Annotated in this window: 13 protein-coding genes and 1 tRNA gene; 8 read left to right on the forward strand and 6 right to left on the reverse strand. The window is 76.1% G+C overall.

Translation table 11 applies throughout. The annotated features are described in order from the left end of the window. Window positions 1-546 precede the first annotated feature (546 nt). Together AYX06_RS12200 and AYX06_RS12205 are read right to left on the reverse strand one after the other, a co-directional pair. A complete protein-coding gene (locus AYX06_RS12200) occupies window positions 547-1728 on the reverse strand; it encodes an acyl-CoA dehydrogenase family protein (RefSeq protein ID WP_062735997.1) in 1182 nt (393 codons plus the stop codon). Continuing rightward, the gene (locus AYX06_RS12205) at window positions 1725-2438 is read right to left on the reverse strand and encodes a TetR/AcrR family transcriptional regulator (RefSeq protein ID WP_062735998.1); all 714 of its coding nucleotides are present in this window, start codon (window positions 2436-2438) and stop codon (window positions 1725-1727) included. The genes AYX06_RS12200 and AYX06_RS12205 overlap by 4 nt, the downstream gene beginning before the upstream one ends. A gap of 135 nt (window positions 2439-2573) precedes the next feature. Between AYX06_RS12205 and AYX06_RS12210 the strand changes: the two genes are divergently transcribed. The 7 genes from AYX06_RS12210 to AYX06_RS12240 are packed head-to-tail and all read left to right on the forward strand — an operon-like array spanning window position 2574 to window position 10694. Then, window positions 2574-4181 carry a carboxyl transferase domain-containing protein gene (locus tag AYX06_RS12210; RefSeq protein ID WP_062735999.1) on the forward strand — a complete coding sequence of 536 codons (1608 nt, stop codon included), beginning with the start codon at window positions 2574-2576 and terminating at the stop codon, window positions 4179-4181. Further along, window positions 4178-6271, forward strand: a complete 2094-nt coding sequence (locus AYX06_RS12215; RefSeq protein WP_062736000.1) for an acetyl/propionyl/methylcrotonyl-CoA carboxylase subunit alpha — start codon at window positions 4178-4180, stop codon at window positions 6269-6271. Before AYX06_RS12210 ends, AYX06_RS12215 begins: the two co-directional genes overlap by 4 nt. After that, entirely contained in the window at window positions 6268-7428 is a 1161-nt protein-coding gene (locus AYX06_RS12220) for an acyl-CoA dehydrogenase family protein (protein WP_062736001.1), read from the forward strand. The genes AYX06_RS12215 and AYX06_RS12220 overlap by 4 nt, the downstream gene beginning before the upstream one ends. Before the next feature lie 10 nt (window positions 7429-7438). Next, window positions 7439-7927: a MaoC family dehydratase gene (locus AYX06_RS12225; protein WP_062736002.1), complete on the forward strand. Its 489-nt coding sequence runs from the start codon at window positions 7439-7441 to the stop codon at window positions 7925-7927. A gap of 58 nt (window positions 7928-7985) precedes the next feature. Then, on the forward strand, window positions 7986-8807 hold the full coding sequence (locus AYX06_RS12230) for an HpcH/HpaI aldolase/citrate lyase family protein (protein WP_062736003.1): 822 nt from the start codon (window positions 7986-7988) through the stop codon (window positions 8805-8807). A 42-nt stretch (window positions 8808-8849) separates the two neighbouring features. Then, on the forward strand, window positions 8850-9674 hold the full coding sequence (locus AYX06_RS12235; RefSeq protein WP_186815659.1) for an electron transfer flavoprotein subunit beta/FixA family protein: 825 nt from the start codon (window positions 8850-8852) through the stop codon (window positions 9672-9674). A 60-nt stretch (window positions 9675-9734) separates the two neighbouring features. Beyond that, window positions 9735-10694 carry an electron transfer flavoprotein subunit alpha/FixB family protein gene (locus AYX06_RS12240; protein ID WP_062736004.1) on the forward strand — a complete coding sequence of 320 codons (960 nt, stop codon included), beginning with the start codon at window positions 9735-9737 and terminating at the stop codon, window positions 10692-10694. 109 nt (window positions 10695-10803) lie between these two features. Here the strand turns inward: AYX06_RS12240 and AYX06_RS12245 are convergent, their stop codons facing one another. The 4 genes from AYX06_RS12245 to AYX06_RS12260 all read right to left on the reverse strand — a co-directional run bounded on the left by AYX06_RS12245 (window position 10804) and on the right by AYX06_RS12260 (window position 15196). Further along, window positions 10804-11787: an aldo/keto reductase gene (locus AYX06_RS12245; protein WP_062736005.1), complete on the reverse strand. Its 984-nt coding sequence runs from the start codon at window positions 11785-11787 to the stop codon at window positions 10804-10806. Between the two features lie 141 nt (window positions 11788-11928). Next, entirely contained in the window at window positions 11929-13677 is a 1749-nt protein-coding gene (gene selB, locus AYX06_RS12250) for a selenocysteine-specific translation elongation factor (protein ID WP_062736006.1), read from the reverse strand. A 2-nt stretch (window positions 13678-13679) separates the two neighbouring features. Further along, a complete protein-coding gene (gene selA, locus AYX06_RS12255; RefSeq protein WP_062736007.1) occupies window positions 13680-15017 on the reverse strand; it encodes an L-seryl-tRNA(Sec) selenium transferase in 1338 nt (445 codons plus the stop codon). Between the two features lie 84 nt (window positions 15018-15101). Then, window positions 15102-15196: transfer RNA gene (locus tag AYX06_RS12260), tRNA-Sec, on the reverse strand. Window positions 15197-15271: 75 nt separating this feature from the next. Here AYX06_RS12260 and selD point away from each other — a divergent pair. Further along, window positions 15272-16261: a selenide, water dikinase SelD gene (gene selD / locus AYX06_RS12265; RefSeq protein WP_371860079.1), complete on the forward strand. Its 990-nt coding sequence runs from the start codon at window positions 15272-15274 to the stop codon at window positions 16259-16261. Window positions 16262-16277: the final 16 nt, after the last annotated feature.

A 16277-nucleotide genomic window follows, 5' to 3' on the forward strand; every position in this document is an offset into this window, starting at 1 on the left:
CACAACACCTAGGCTGCGCTGGGTCGGAGGTCGGTCGTGTCGTTGCGGGAGCTGGGTGCTGGATCCTGCGGGGCCCGAGGCGGGCAGGGGCCACGATCGGCCGGACCCGGCGCGTGAGGTGTGGCGTCGGCGTTGTCGATGGGTGGGGCGATCTGCTGATCGGCGCCGATCCGATCGGCGTCGCTGCGGATCAGGAGAGCTGCCGCCGGAGCACGGCCGCCGGATCCGGTCCTGGATCGCCACGGTCCGCCCTGGGTTCATGGCTCCTGGGGCCCGTGAAGCTGCTGCGTCGTTGTCGTCAACAGATATATCACCTATATACGCAATGCGGAAGCGTTTTACGGCGTTGTTCCCGCCCCGGGCGCGGGCGGTGCTGCGGTCCGCGATCTTCGACAGGCCGGGCCCCTCCGCAGCGGGCGTCGGCGCCGAGGGGGAGTCCCTGCGGCGGGCCGCCGACGAGAGGACGCCGACTGCGGCCGGACGTCGGTGGGCGCGGTCGGCGTCGTCGCTGCCGTCCGCGGCCACCGGGACGGTCGGCCGCGGACGTCACCCGGTGGAGGCCGCGTCCCGCCCGATCGTCTCCCGCAGGATCTCGCTCGTGCCCCCGAAGATCGTCAGCAGCCGGGAGGCGAGGTAGGCCTGGGCCACCGGGTAGTCGAGGATGTAGCCGTAGCCGCCGTGCAGCTGCAGGCACCGGTCCGTGACGGCCTTGGCCCGCTCGCTCGCCCAGTACTTGGCCTTGGAGGCCCCGACGACGTCGAGCGTCCCGGCGTTGAAGGCGTGCACGGCCCGCTGGACGTAGGCCTCGGTGACCTCCACCTCGACCGTCAGCTCCGCGACCTCGAACCGGGAGTGCTGGAAGTCCAGCACCCGGGAGCCGAAGGCCGTGCGCTCCCGGGTGTAGTCCAGGGTGGACTCCAGCGTCGCGCGCGCCACGGCGCTCGCGGCCACGGCGACCGCCAGCCGCCCCTGGGGCAGCAGCTGCTGGATCTGCCGCAGCCCACCGCCCTCGGCGCCGACCAGGTTCGCACCGGGGACGCGGACGTCCTCGAAGAACAGCTCGGCGGTGTCCGAGGCCCGCACGCCCATCTTGTCCAGCTGCTTGCCGACCGCGTAGCCGGGGGAGTCCGCCTTGTGCACCAGGAAGAGGCTGAAGCTGTCCTCCCCGGCGCGCTCGGCGCGTCCGTCCGTGCGGGCCAGCACCAGGGCGGCGTCCCCGCTGATCCCGTTGCCGATGAAGGTCTTCTGGCCGTTGAGCACCCAGTCCTCGCCGTCGCGCACGGCCCTCGTGCGCACCCCGCGCAGGTCGGACCCGGCGCCCGGCTCGGTCCAGGCCACCGAGGTGACCAGCTCTCCGGTGAGGATCCGCGGCAGCCACCGCTGCTGCTGCTCCGCGGTGCCGTGGGCCAGCAGGTGGGGCAGCACCCAGTCGTCGCCGAGGTGCAGCGCCAGGGCCACGCCGAGGGCTCCGCCGCGGACCAGCTCCTCGTCGAGCACGGCGCGGAACCGGTAGTCGGTCAGGCCCATGCCGCCGTGCTCCTCCGGCACGGCGAGGCCGAGCAGGCCCGCCTCGCCGGCGGCGCGCCACATGCTGCGCGGCATCAGGTGCTCGGCGTCCCACTGCGCGTAGTGGGGGGCGACCTCGCGCGCCACGAACTCGCGGGCGACGTCGCGGAACTCCTCGTGCTCCTCCTCGAAGAAGGGCTGGACGGCCGGGGTGGGGGTCACGGGGTGCCTCCTGTGCTGGTGGGATCCGGGTCGCCGGTGGGGCCTGGGTCGCCGGTGGGGTCCGGGTGGAACGCGGTGCGCAGCGCGGCCCAGGCCATCTCCTCGAGGGCGGCCCGGGCGGCGTCGAGCCGCTCCGCCTCCTGCGGGGTGCGCAGCCGCTGCGCGGCCCGCAGGGAGTGCGGGGTGGAGTTGATCAGCCCGAAGGCGGCCTGGGCGCGCAGGGTGAGGTCGGCGACCTCGCGCGCGGGGGCGAACTCGCGCAGGGCCTCGACCCACAGGGTCACGTAGCCGCGCTGGAGCACGCGCACCGTGCGGCGGTCCTCGGCCGTGAGGTTGGGCAGCTCCCGGTCCTGCACCACGATCACGGCGGGGCGGTGCAGGGCGAAGTCGACCTGGAAGCGGATCAGGTCCCGCAGCCGCCGCTGCGGGTCCGGGGCGTGCCGGGCCACCTCGCGGCCGCGCTCGAGCAGGTCGTGGCTGACCTCGAGCAGCACCGCGCCCAGGACGGCCTGCTTGCTCGCGAAGTGCCGGTAGACCGCGGGGCCGCTGACGCCCGCGGCCGCGCCGATGTCGTCGATCGAGACCCCGGCGAAGCCCCGCTCGGCGAAGAGCGTGGCGGAGGCGGCGAGCAGGTCCTGCCGGCGCCGGGCCTTCGCCTGCCCGCGCACCGTGGTGGGCGGCGGGCTCGGTCTGCGGTCGGTCTGCGGCATGCGGTCCTTCTTCCGGCGACGGGGCGGGGCGTTCCTGGACATTTTAGTGAGTCGCCACTAACCTGACGACCAAGTTAGTCGAGACTAACCGAAATGGCATCCCGGACCCGGGGCCGGATCGGGACGGAGGAACGGATGCGCGCGCTGAGCAGCCAGGTGGATCCGGGCAGCCCGGACTTCGGCGCCAACGCGGCCGCCCAGCACCGGCTCGTCGCGGAGCTCGGGCAGCGCCTGGACCGGGTGGCGCAGGGCGGGCCGGCGGCCTCGCGGGCGCGGCACGTGGGCCGCGGCAAGCTGCTGCCGCGCGAGCGGGTGGACCACCTGCTCGACCCCGGCAGCCCGTTCCTGGAGGTCGGCGCCCTGGCGGCCGAGGGGATGTACGACGACGAGTGCCCCGCGGCCGGGCTGATCGCCGGCATCGGGCTCGTGCACGGCCGGCAGGTGATGGTCGTGTGCAACGACGCCACGGTCAAGGGCGGCACGTACTACCCCATGACGGTCAAGAAGCACCTGCGCGCCCAGGAGATCGCCCTCGAGAACCGGCTGCCCTGCGTCTACCTGGTGGACTCCGGCGGGGCGTTCCTGCCGATGCAGGACGAGGTCTTCCCGGACCGCGAGCACTTCGGGCGGATCTTCTACAACCAGGCGAACCTCTCGGCCGCCGGCGTCGCCCAGATCGCCGCGGTGCTGGGCTCGTGCACCGCCGGCGGCGCCTACGTGCCGGCGATGAGCGACGAGACCGTGATCGTGCGCGGACAGGGCACGATCTTCCTCGGCGGTCCGCCGCTGGTGAAGGCCGCCACCGGCGAGGAGGTCACCGCGGAGGAGCTGGGCGGCGGCGAGCTGCACGCGGCCGTCTCGGGGGTGGTCGACCACCTCGCGGAGAACGACGAGCACGCCCTGGAGATCGTCCGCGACATCGTCACGACCCTGCCCCCGCCCGCCCCCCGCGCCTGGCCGGTCCGGCCGGCGGAGCCCCCGGCCGTGGCCGAGGACGAGCTGCCCGGCGCGGTCCCGGTGGACCCCAACGCCGGCTACGACGTGCACGAGGTGATCGCCCGGCTCGTGGACGGGTCCCGCTTCGCCGAGTTCAAGGCGGAGTACGGCACCACGCTCGTCACCGGCTTCGCCCACCTGCACGGCCACCCGGTGGGGGTCGTGGCCAACAACGGGGTGCTCTTCGCCGAGTCGGCGATGAAGGGCGCCCACTTCGTCGAGCTGTGCGACCAGCGGGGGATCCCGCTGCTGTTCCTGCAGAACATCACCGGCTTCATGGTGGGCCGCGACTACGAGGCCGGCGGCATCGCCAAGCACGGCGCCAAGATGGTCACCGCCGTGGCCACCACCCGGGTCCCGAAGCTGACCGTGGTGATCGGCGGGTCCTTCGGGGCCGGCAACTACTCCATGTGCGGGCGCGCCTACTCCCCGCGGTTCCTGTTCCTGTGGCCACAGGCGCGGATCTCGGTGATGGGCGGCGCCCAGGCCGCCTCGGTGCTGGCCACCGTCAAGGCCGATCAGCTGGCCGCCCGCGGGCAGGACTGGGGCGCGGAGGAGCGCGAGGCGTTCATGGCGCCCATCCGCCGGCAGTACGAGGAGCAGGGCAACCCCTGGTACTCCACCGCCCGGCTGTGGGACGACGGCGTGATCGCCCCCTCCGACACCCGCGAGGTGCTCGGGCTGGCCCTCGAGGTCTGCTCCCGCGCCCCGCTGCCCGAGCCCGGCTTCGGCCTCTTCAGGATGTGAGCCCCGTGACTCCCAGCACGCCCCCGCGCCGCTTCGACGTCGTCCTCGTCGCCAACCGCGGCGAGATCGCCCGCCGGATCCTGCGCACCCTCAAGGCGCTGGGCATCCGCTCGGTCGCGATCTACAGCGAGGCCGACCGCGACGCGGTGCACGTGCGCGAGGCCGACGTGGCCGTGTGCGTGGGCCCGGCCGCCCCGGCGCAGAGCTACCTGCGCATCGACGCCGTGGTCGAGGCCGCCCGCGCCACCGGGGCGCAGGCGGTCCACCCCGGCTACGGGTTCCTCTCCGAGAACGCCGGCCTGGCCCGCGCGTGCGCCGCGGCCGGCATCGCCTTCGTCGGCCCCGGCGCCGAGGCCCTGGAGATCATGGGGGACAAGATCCGCGCCAAGCGGCACGTGGCCGCCGCCGGGGTGCCCACCGTGGCCGGGGTCTCGGACCCGGGCCTCGACGACGACGCCCTGGTGGCCGCCGCCGCCGGCATGGACTACCCGCTGCTGATCAAGCCCTCGGCCGGGGGCGGCGGCAAGGGCATGCACGTGGTCGAGGCCCCCGAGCGGCTGCCCGAGGCCCTCGCCACGGCCCGCCGGGTCGCGGCCGCCGCGTTCGGGGACGACACCCTGTTCCTGGAACGGCTCATCGAGTCCCCCCGGCACATCGAGGTCCAGGTCCTCGCCGACACGCACGGGACCGTGGTGCACCTGGGCGAGCGCGAGTGCTCGCTGCAGCGCCGGCACCAGAAGGTGATCGAGGAGGCGCCCTCGCCGCTGCTGGACCCCGCCACCCGGGAGCGGATCGGGCAGGCCGCCTGCCAGGTGGCCCGCTCGGTGGGCTACGCGGGCGCCGGGACCGTGGAGTTCCTCGTGGCCGCGGACCGGCCGGAGGAGTTCTTCTTCATGGAGATGAACACCCGCCTGCAGGTCGAGCACCCGGTGACCGAGCTGGTCACCGGCGTGGATCTCGTGGCGCACCAGCTCCGCGTCGCCGCGGGGGAGCCGCTCGCGCTGGCCCAGCAGGACGTGGTGCTCACCGGCCACGCGGTGGAGGCGCGGGTCTACGCCGAGGACCCCGCGCGCGGCTTCCTGCCCACCGCCGGCACCGTGCTGGCGCTCGAGGAGCCCTCCGGCCCCGGGATCCGCGTGGACTCCTCGCTGGCCCAGGGCCTCACGGTGGGCTCCGACTACGACCCCCTGCTGGCCAAGGTGATCGCCTGGGGCGAGGACCGCGAGCAGGCCCTGGACCGGCTGGACTCCGCCCTGGCGGACACCGTGGTGCTGGGGGTGGGCACGAACACCGAGTACCTGCGCGCCCTGCTCGCCGATCCCGCCGTGCGCGCCGGGGCGCTGGACACCACCCTCATCGAGCGGCGCCTGCCGGAGCTGGAGTTCGCCGCCCCGGACGAGACCCACTTCGCCGCCGCGGCCGCCTTCCTGCGGGCCCGGGCCGGCGCGCCTGAGTCCGGGCCCGAGCCCGGTTCCGGGCCCTGGGCCCGCGCCGAGGGCTGGCGGCCCACCGGCCGGGCCCGGCCCGCCGTGGACCTCGCCCACGGGCTGGAGCAGCCCCGCCGCACCGTCGTCGACGACGGCGTGCGCCTGGTGCCCCTGCCCGGCCGGACGGCCGCGCACCTGCTGGAGGCCGGCGGGGCCGCCCGCGTCGTCCACGTCGCGGCCGGGGCGGGCAGCGTCTGGGTGGGCGAGGACGGGTTCGCCGTCGAGCTCCACGTGCTGACCCGCGAGGAGCGGCTCGAGCGGGCGCTGGCGGCCCTGGAGCGCACGGCGGGGCCCGCCGCGCCCGAGCTGCACTCGCCCATGCCCGGCACCGTCGTCGCGGTCCCCGCGGCGGAGGGGGAGCGGGTCGCGGAGGGGCAGACCGTGGTGGTCGTCGAGGCCATGAAGATGGAGCACCGGCTGACCGCCCCCACCGCCGGGACCGTCGAGCTGTCCGTGCGGGCCGGGGAGCAGGTCACGCTGCACCAGCTGCTCGCCCGCGTGGTGCCCGACGCCCCCGCCGCCGCACCCGGTGCCGACCCGGCGGCGCCCGGGCCCGGGACCCCGCCGGCCACCGATCCGACCAGTCAGGAGCACAGCGCATGAACTTCGAGCTCGACGAGGAGTACCAGGACCTCTCCGACACCGTCCGGGAGTTCGCCGACGAGGTGATCGCCCCCGTCTCGGCCCGCTACGACCGGGACCACGCGTTCCCCTACGACATCGTGGCGCAGATGGGCGAGCTGGGCCTGTTCGGCCTGCCCTTCCCCGAGGAGTACGGCGGGATGGGCGGGGACTACTTCGCCCTGTGCCTGGCGCTGGAGCAGATCGCCCGGGTGGACCAGTCCGTGGCCATCACCCTCGAGGCCGGGGTGTCGCTGGGCGCCATGCCGATCTTCCGCTTCGGCACCGAGGAGCAGAAGCAGCAGTGGCTGCCCGACCTCGCGACGGGCCGGGCGCTCGCCGGCTTCGGGCTCACCGAGCCGGAGGCCGGCTCCGACGCCGGCGGCACCCGAACCACCGCGAGGCGGCAGGACGGGCAGTGGGTGGTCGACGGCGCCAAGGAGTTCATCACCAACTCCGGCACGGACATCACCCGCCTGGTCAACGTCACCGCGGTCACCGGCACCACGCAGCTGCCGGACGGGCGGGTCAAGAAGGAGATCTCCACGATCATCGTCCCCACGGACACCCCCGGCTTCCGCGCCGAGAAGGCCTACGACAAGGTCGGCTGGAACGCCTCGGACACCCACCCGCTGTCCCTGCAGGACGTGCGGGTCCCGGAGGACCACCTGCTGGGCGAGGAGGGGCGCGGCTACGCCAACTTCCTGTCCATCCTCGACGAGGGCCGCATCGCCATCGCGGCCCTGGCCGCCGGCGCGGCCCAGGGCTGCGTCGAGGAGTCGGTGCGCTACGCGGGCGAGCGCACCTCCTTCGGCCGGCCCATCGGGGAGAACCAGGCGATCTCCTTCAAGATCGCCCGCATGCAGGCCCGCGCGCACACCGCCCGCCTGGCCTACTACGACGCCGCGTCCCGGATGCTCGCCGGCCGGCCGTTCAAGACGCAGGCCGCGATCGCCAAGCTCGTGGCCGGGGAGGCCGCGATGGACAACGCCCGGGACGCCACCCAGGTCTTCGGCGGCTACGGGTTCATCAACGAGTCCCGGGTGGCCCGCCACTACCGCGACTCCAAGATCCTCGAGGTCGGCGAGGGCACCACCGAGGTGCAGCTGATGCTCGTCGCCCGCGAGCTGGGACTGTGAGGGGGCGGCCGTGAGCGCACCGCGCAAGGTGGTCCGCCAGCGCGGGCTGTGGTTCGAGGAGTTCGAGGAGGGCACCGTCTACGAGCACGCCCCGGGCCGCACGGTGACCGAGGCGGACAACGTCCTGTTCACCACCCTCACCATGAACACCCAGTCCCTGCACCTCGACGCCGCGTGGGCCGGGCGCCAGCCCTTCGGGCAGCGGCTGGTGAACTCGATGTTCACGCTCTCCACCCTCGTGGGGGCCTCCGTGGCGCAGCTGACCCAGGGCACCATCGTCGCCAACCTCGGCTTCGAGGAGGTGCGGTTCCCGCACCCGCTGCACCACGGGGACACCCTGTACTCGTCCTCCGAGATCCTCGGCGCCCGCCCGTCCTCCTCCCGGCCCGGACAGGGCATCGTGCGCCTCAAGCACGTCGGGCGCAACCAGGACGGCGTGGTGGTCGCCGAGTGCACCCGCTCCGTGCTCATGTGGTCCCGCGACGCCGCCCCGCAGTGACCCCGGCGCCCGAGACCCCTCCCGCGCCCGCCGCGCCACCCGACCGAAGGAGCCGCCCGTGACCGACGACCCCGCCCTCGGCCCGGCCCTGCTGTTCTGCCCGGCCGACCGCCCCGACCGCTACGCCAAGGCCGCCGCGCGGGCCGACACCGTGATCCTCGACCTCGAGGACGCCGTGGCCGGGCCGGACAAGCCCGCCGCCCGGGACGCCCTCGTGGCCACGCCCCTGGACCCGGCCCGCACCGTCGTGCGGGTCAACGCCCAGGACACCGAGGACTTCGCCCACGACCTCGTCGCCCTGCGGCACACCGCGTACACCACCGTGATGCTGCCCAAGGCCGCCTCCGCCGAACGGCTCGCCGTCGCCGCGGAGCTGGGCCTGGACCGGGTGATCGCCCTGTGCGAGACCGCCGAGGGCGTGGTGCACGCGGCCGGGATCGCCCGCGCCCCCAACGTGGTGGCGCTGATGTGGGGCGCCGAGGACCTGGTCGCCTCCCTGGGCGGCAGCTCGTCCCGCCACCCGGACGGCGCCTACCGGGACGTCGCCCGGCACGCCCGCTCCGCGGTGCTGCTGGCCGCCGGCGCCGCCGGCAAGCCCGCCGTCGACGCCGTGCACCTCGACATCGCCGACCTCGACGGGCTGCGCGAGGAGGCCCTCGACGCCGTGGCCTCCGGCTTCGCGGCCACCGCCTGCATCCACCCCGGCCAGGTGGAGACCGTCCGCGCCGCCTACCGCCCCGCCGAGGAGGAGGTCGCCGCCGCCCGGGAGCTGCTCGCGGCCGCCCGGGACGCCGCCGGCGTCTTCACGTTCCGCGGGCGGATGGTCGACGAGCCCCTGCTCCGCCACGCCGAGCGGCTCGTGCGCCGCGCCGGCGGCTGAGCCCCCGTGCCCGTGTCCCGCCCACCCCGTCCGGAGGAGACCATGAACCGGCCCCTGACCCTCGTCGTCCCCGTCAAGCACGTCCCCGACGCCCAGGGCGAGCGCGTCCTCAGCGGCGACCCGCCCGTGCTCGAGCGCGGCCCCGGGATCCTCTCCGAGCTCGACGAGTACGCGCTCGAGGCCGCCCTCCAGCTCGTCGAGGCCTCCGGCGGGGCGGAGGCCGGTCACCGGGTCCTCGCCCTCACCGTCGGCCCCGCGGACGCCGCGGCCGCCCTCAAGCGCGCCCTCCAGCTGGGCGCCGACGCCGGGGTGCACGTGCTCGACGACGCCCTGGCCGGCTCGGACGCCTGGGTCACCGCCCGGGTGCTCGCCGCCGCGGTCGAGCGGATCGCCGAGGAGGAGTCCCGGCCGGTGGACCTCGTGCTCACCGGCATGGCGTCCACGGACGGGGAGACCTCCCTGGTCCCCGGTCAGCTGGCCGATCGGCTCGGCCTGGCCCACGTCGGCTTCGCGAGCTCGCTGGCCCTCGCCGAGGACGGCGCCACGCTCACCGCCACCCGGCACACCGGGACCGAGGTCCTCGAACTCGTCGCGCCGCTGCCGGCCCTCGTGGCCGTCACCGACCGGGCCAACACCCCGCGCTACCCGAACTTCAAGGCGATCATGGCGGCCAAGAAGAAGCCCGTGCGCACGTGGTCGGCCGCCGACCTCGGGCTCGGCCCGGGCGACGTCGGCCTGGCCGGCTCCCTCACCCGCGTGCTCGAGGCCGTGCCCCGCCCGCCGCGCACCGCCGGGGAGGTCGTGGTGGACGAGGGCGAGGGCGGGATCCGCCTCGCCGAGTTCCTCGTGGCCCGGAAGCTCGTCTGACCCCACCGCGTCCCGCCCGATCACGTCTCGCCCGGGTCCCCGGGCAGGAGGAGGACCCTGATGACCACGACCCTGGTGGTGCTGGACACCACGGAGCGGCTGCGCCGCGGCGACCGGGAGCTGCTCGTGCTCGCGCGCAGCCTGGGCGAGGCGCATGCCGCGCTCCCCGCGGCCCCCGGGGACGGGCTGCTCGACGAGCTGGCCGGCCACGGGGTGGCCGCCGTGCACGTCCCGGCGGCCGGCCCGGGCGACCGGCTGACCACCCCCGCCGTCGCGCTCGCGGCGGCCGCGGCCCGGGCCGGCGGCGCCCGGACGGTGCTGCTGCCCAACACCCCGGAGGCCAAGGACGTCGCCGCACGCCTGGGCGTGCGGCTCGAGGCGGGAGTGATCACCGACGCGGTGGGCCTGGACACGGACCTGGTGGCGACCAAGTCCGTCCTCGCCGGCGGCTGGACCACCCGGTGCCGGGCCACGAGCCCGGTGCTGGTCGCCACCGTCCGGCCCAACTCGGTGGAGCTCCCGGCCGAGCTCCCGACGGAGCTCCCGGCCGGGGCGGACCGCCCGGCGGTGCACGTCCACGAGGTCGAGGACACGGTCCCCGCCGCCCGCGTGGTCGGCCGCACCGAGCTGCCCGCCTCCGGGCGGCCGGCCCTGGGCGAGGCGCGCGTGGTCGTGGCCGGCGGCCGCGGCACGGGCGGGGACTTCGGCCCGCTCGAGGAGCTCGCGGACGTCCTCGGCGGGGCGATCGGCGCCTCCCGCGCCGCGGTGGACGCCGGGTGGATCGGCCCCGAGGCGCAGGTGGGGCAGACCGGCCGCACCGTCTCCCCGCAGCTCTACGTCTCCTGCGGGATCTCCGGGGCCGTGCAGCAGCGGGCGGGCATGCAGACCGCCCGGGTGATCGTGGCGGTCAACAAGGACGAGCAGGCGCCCGTCCTCGAGATCGCCGACCTCGGGATCGTGGGCGACCTCAAGAAGGTGCTGCCCCAGGCCGTCGAGCACCTGCGGTCGCTGCGCGGATAGCCGCCGCCGCGGGCCGGCCCGGCAGGGCCCGCCCCCGATCCGGGCCGGGCCGGGGGCGGATCGACCCGGGCGCCGACCGGCCGGGGCGCCGGCCCCGGGGCCGGGCGGCTCAGAACCCGGAGGGGTTCCGGGGGGTGTAGGCCTCCTCGAAGCGGCGGACCTCCTCGTCCGTCAGGTCCAGCTCGACGGCGGCCGCGGCGTCGTCGACGTGCTGCTCCCGGGTCGCGCCGACGATCGGCGCCGTCACGGCGGGCCGGCCGGCGACCCACGCGAGGGCCACCTGGGCCATCGGCACGCCGCGCTCGCCGGCCACGGCCGCGACCGCGTCGACGATCGCCCGGTTCGCCGCCACGTCCTGCGTGTAGAGGCCCTGGCCGAACGCGTCGGTGCTCTCCCGGGTGCCGGAGCCTGCGGCGCCCCAGGGCCGCGCGAGACGGCCGCGGGCGAGCGGGCTCCACGGCAGCACGCCCACCCCGGTCGCCCGGCAGAACGGGTGCATCTCCCGCTCCTCCTCGCGCTCGAGCAGGTTGTACTGGTCCTGCATCGAGACGAACTTCGTCCAGCCGTGCAGCTCGGCGGTGTGCTGCAGCTGCGCGAACTGCCACGCCCACATGCTCGAGGCCCCGAGATAGCGGGCCTTGCCGGCCTTCACGACGTCGTGCAGGGCCTCCATGGTCTCCTCGACGGGGGTGCGGGGGTCGAACCGGTGGATCTGGTACAGGTCGACGTAGTCGGTCCCCAGCCGCTGCAGCGACGCGTCGATCTCGTGCATGATCGCGGCCCGGCTGAGACCGCCGCCGTTGCGCGCGTCCCGCATCCGCCCGTGCACCTTGGTGGCGATCTGGAGCTCCTCGCGCGGGGCGATCTCGCGGAGCAGCGTGCCGGTGATCTCCTCGCTGGAGCCCAGCGAGTAGACGTTGGCCGTGTCGAACGTGGTGATCCCGGCCTCGTAGGCGCGGCGCACGAACGGGCGGGCCTCGTCGAGGCCCACGCTCCACGCGTGCGATCCCTTGGCGGGATCCCCGTAGCTCATCATGCCCAGCACCACGGCGCTCAGCTCGAGGCCGGAGCTCCCCAGACGGACGGTTCTCATGACGGTTCCCCTTCTGCACGACGGACGATGGCAGGACGGACGGCGGCGCGACGGACGGCGGCACGGAGCCACGGCGACGGCGAGGTCACGGGCCCGCTCCCGATCCTAGGAGAACCCGACCCGACCGACCGGACCGCGGGCTCAGCGCGCCACGGTCCGGTGCCCGGCGTCCAGCCGCCGGGTCCAGCCGCGCGCGTCCAGGTGCTCCAGCAGCGGGATCGCCACGCGCCGCGTGGTGCCCAGCGCCTGGCGCGCCTGGCTCGTGGTGAAGGGCTGCGGCAGCCGGGCGAGCTCGCGCATGGCCAGGGCGGGGGCCGTGGGGAGCAGCACCACGCCCTCCCCGATCCGGAGCAGCCGCCCGACGCGCTCGGCGGCGGCGAGCTCGCGGACGCCCAGGCGCAGCGCCGTCAGGTCCTCGGCCTCCGGGGCGCGGAAGGGCTCGGCCGCGAGCCGGTGCTCCAGCCGGCGCACGGCGGGCTCGTGCGCGCCGAGGCCGCCCCGGTGCTGCGGGGAGCGGATGTGCCCGCCCTCCTGCGCCAGGCCGGCGCCGCGGACCACCGGGTCGACCAGGGCCGCGTCGGGCAGCGCGAGCAGGTCGCGGGCAGCACCCCGGGACAGGCCCGCCGCCAGGGGGTCACGGGCGTGCAGCTCCTCCACGGCGGTGCGCAGCCGCTCCTGCCAGTCGTCGAGCACGGGGGCGTGCACCCACCAGCCGCCGACCGCGCGCACCCCCGCGGGCGCGGCGGCGTCCGCGGCGGGCAGCAGGCCGAGCCGGTGCAGGCGCTCGGCCGGCACCGCGCCGCGCCGGGCCACCTCGGCCCGCACGTCCCCGCCGGCGTCCAGCCCGGCAAGGCGCGCGGCCCGGCGCGCCCGGTCGCCGCGACGCCGCAGTGCGGGCGGGTCGGCGTCGAGGACCAGGGCGCCGCCGAGCACCGAGCGGCTGCCGGGATCGCGCAGCACCACGCGGTCCCCGAGGACGAGGGGCAGCGGGCGGTCGAGGGCCAGCCGCGCGTGGTCGTCGTCGAAAGGGCTGAGCCGGGCCGGGACCGCCGCGGTGCCGGCGTGCACCACGAGGTGCTCGGCCACGAGCGGGAACGCGGAGCCGGTGGTGCGGCGGACGTCGAGGACGTCGGTGACCGGCCACGCGCCGGGGGTGACCAGGGCGTCGCCGCGGTGCACGTCGTCGGCCGGCACCCCGCGCAGGTTCACGGCCACCCGGGCGTGGGGCTCCAGCGACGTGGCCGGCCGGTTGCGGCTGTGCAGCCCGCGCACCGCCACCGGCCGGGCCCCGCCGGAGCCGAGCAGCTCCAGCCGGTCGTCCTGCCGGAGGGTGCCCGCGGTCAGGGTTCCGGTCACCACCGTGCCGGACCCGGTGATCGTGAAGGAGCGGTCCACCCACAGCCGCAGCCGCCCGCCGGCGGGCGCGGGCGGGCCCGTGCCCTCGAGGGCCGAGACGGTGACCGCGGGCGCGTCGCGCAGGCCCGTCCCGGCCAGCTCCGCCCGGACCTGCGCGAGCACCTCCTCGGCGCGCCCGGGCGCCCGGTCCGCCCGGGTGAGCACCACCACGCCGCGCTCGATGCCCAGGGCCGCGACCGCGTCGCGGTGGTCCGCGGACTGCGCCTGCCAGCCCTCGTCGACCGCGACGACGAAGCACACCACCGGGGCCGGGCCGAGCCCGGCGAGCATGTTGCCGAGGAAGCGCTCGTGGCCGGGGACGTCCACGAAGGCCACGTCCCGCCCGGAGGGCAGCGTGGTCCAGGCGTAGCCCAGGTCGATGGTCAGCCCGCGGCGGCGCTCCTCCTCCCACCGGTCGGGCTCCATGCCGGTGAGGGCCCGCACCAGGGTGCTCTTGCCGTGGTCGACGTGCCCGGCCGTGGCGACGACGTGCACGCTCACCGGGTCCCCCCGGTCCCGTCGTCCGTCCCGTCGAGGGCGGTCAGGGCGGTGCGCACCGCGGCGAGCAGACGGTCGTCGTCGGGCTCGGGCACGCAGCGCAGGTCGAGCAGGCAGGCGTGGTCGTGGACCCGGGGGAGCACGGCGGGACGGCCGGCGCGCAGCGGCGCCGCCGCCGCCTCGGGCAGCCGGACCGCCCACCCCGGCAGCGGCACACCGGGAGCGCCGCCGCCGCCGACCCGGCCGTCGTGGGGGACCACCGGCGCGCCGACGGCCGCGGCGAGCCGCTCGGCGCGGGCGCGGAGCCGGTCGGGGTCCGCGTGCAGCGCCTGGACCACGGGGGTGGGCCCGCCGGCGAGCGTGGCCTCCAGCGCGGCGAGCGCGAGCTTGTCGGCGCGCACCGCGCGGGCGAGGGGGTGGCCGGCCAGCCGGGCGACGACCTCCGCGCGGCCGAGCAGCAGTCCGGCCTGCGGACCGCCGAGCAGCTTGTCGCCGCTGGCGATGACGAGGTCCGCACCGCCCGCCAGGGCGGAGGCGGCGTCCGGCTCCTCCGGCAGGTACGGGTCGGGGGTCAGCAGCCCGCTGCCCAGGTCGGCCACCAGGGGCACGCCGTGGGCGCGCGCCAGCGGCCGCAGCTGCTCCGCCCCGACGCCCGAGGTGAAGCCCTCCACCCGGAAGTTGCTCGGGTGCACCTTGAGCAGGCACCCGGTCTCCGGGCCGATCGCCTCGGCGTAGTCGCGCAGGTGCGTCCGGTTGGTCGTGCCCACCTCGCGCAGCCGGGCGCCGGTCGACTCGATGAGCTCCGGCAGCCGGAAGCCGGCCCCGATCTCGACGAGCTCGCCGCGGCTGATCACCACCTCGCGGCCGGCCGCCAGCGCCGTGGTGGCCAGCACCAGCGCGGCCGCGCCGTTGTTGACCGCCAGCGCGTCCTCGGCGGGCGGGCAGGCGGTGAGCAGGGCCGCCCGGGCCCCGGCGCCGCGGCGGGACCGGGTGCCGGTGCGCAGGTCCAGCTCCACGTCGACGTACCCGGCCGCCGCGACCAGCGCCTCGGTCGCGGCCGCCGACAGCGGCGCGCGGCCCAGGTTGGTGTGCACGACCACCCCGGTGGCGTTGAGCACCGGGGTCAGGGTCGACGCGGAGCGCGCGGCGAGCGCGCCCAGCACCGCCGGTTCGACCTGATCGGGGGCGAGCTCGCCGCGCCGCGCCCGCTCCTGGGTCTCGCGCACCAGGGAGCGGACGACCTCCTCGCTCAGCCGCTCGCGGGCCCGGCGGACGGCCGGCAGGCCCATGAGCTGGTCGGTGCGCGGGATCAGGCGACGCGGATCGTCCTGGGCCACAGTTCCTCCTCGGCGAGCCGGGCGCGTGACAGACGGTGACGGAGGCAGACGCCAGCGGAAACAGAAGCTGGCGGAAACAGAAGCTGGCGGAGGCGGACGGGAATCGAACCCGCCAGACCGAGGTGCTCGGTCTCACCGGTTTTGAAGACCGGGGGGCCCACCAGGACCCGGACGCCTCCGCTGACCAACCTAGCACCGCCGCCACCCACCACTAGGCTGTCGACATGGAACAGACCCGCACGCCGCATCCGCCCCTGCCCGAGACCGGCGCGGTCCGGCTGACCGGCTTCGCCCACGGCGGCGGCTGCGCCTGCAAGATCCCGCCCGGGGAGCTCGAGGACGCGGTCCGCGGTCTCACCGGGCAGGCGGGGGCCGGCGTGCTGGTCGGCCTCGACGACGGCGACGACGCCGCGGCCGTCCTGGTGCGCGAGGACCTCGCGGTGCTCTCCACCGCCGACTTCTTCACCCCGGTCGTCGACGACGCCTACGACTGGGGCCGGATCGCCGCCGCGAACGCCCTGTCGGACGTCTACGCCATGGGCGGGCGCCCGGTCATGGCGATCAACCTGGTGGGCTGGCCGCGCGAGGTGCTCCCGATGGAGCTGCTGACCGAGGTGCTGCGCGGCGGCCTGGCGGTGGCCTCCGAGGCGGGGTGCCCGGTGATCGGGGGCCACTCCATCGACGACCCGGAGCCGAAGTACGGCATGGCGGTGACGGGCGTGGCCGATCCCGCCCGGCTGCTGCGCAACGACGCCGCCGCCCCCGGGCTGCCCCTGACCCTCACCAAGCCGATCGGCGTGGGGCTGCTCAACAACCGGCACAAGGCGACCGGTGAGGTCTCCGCCGAGGCCGTGGCCACGATGACCCGGCTCAACCGGGACGGCGCCGAGGCCGCGCTGGCGACCGGGGCCCGGGCGGCCACGGACGTCACCGGGTTCGGGCTGCTGGGGCACCTGCACAAGATGTGCCGTGCCTCCGGGGTCGGCGCGGTCCTCGACCGGGCGGCGGTGCCCCTGGTCGAGGGGGCGCAGGAGGCGCTGCGGGACGGCTTCGTCTCCGGGGGCACCCGCCGCAACCTCGACTGGGTGCGCCCCCACCTGCGCGCCGCGGCCGGCGTCACGGAGGAGGACCTGCTGCTGCTGGCCGACGCGCAGACCTCCGGCGGGCTGCTCGTCGTCGGCGAGCTGCCCGGGTACCCGGTGGTCGGCCACACGGTGGCCGGGTCCGGCATCGAGGTGCGCTGAGCGCCGTCCCGGGGCG

Source organism: Kocuria turfanensis (genome assembly GCF_001580365.1).
Lineage (GTDB): Bacteria > Actinomycetota > Actinomycetes > Actinomycetales > Micrococcaceae > Kocuria > Kocuria turfanensis.

What these genes read in the sequence shown, in the direction of transcription:
- AYX06_RS12205 (WP_062735998.1), bottom strand. Translation starts at nt 2,438, where the DNA reads ATGCCGCAGACCGACCGCAGACCGAGCCCGCCGCCCACCACGGTGCGC.
- AYX06_RS12210 (WP_062735999.1), top strand. Translation starts at nt 2,574, where the DNA reads ATGCGCGCGCTGAGCAGCCAGGTGGATCCGGGCAGCCCGGACTTCGGC.
- AYX06_RS12220 (WP_062736001.1), top strand. Translation starts at nt 6,268, where the DNA reads ATGAACTTCGAGCTCGACGAGGAGTACCAGGACCTCTCCGACACCGTC.
- AYX06_RS12235 (WP_186815659.1), top strand. Translation starts at nt 8,850, where the DNA reads ATGAACCGGCCCCTGACCCTCGTCGTCCCCGTCAAGCACGTCCCCGAC.
- AYX06_RS12240 (WP_062736004.1), top strand. Translation starts at nt 9,735, where the DNA reads ATGACCACGACCCTGGTGGTGCTGGACACCACGGAGCGGCTGCGCCGC.
- AYX06_RS12245 (WP_062736005.1), bottom strand. Translation starts at nt 11,787, where the DNA reads ATGAGAACCGTCCGTCTGGGGAGCTCCGGCCTCGAGCTGAGCGCCGTG.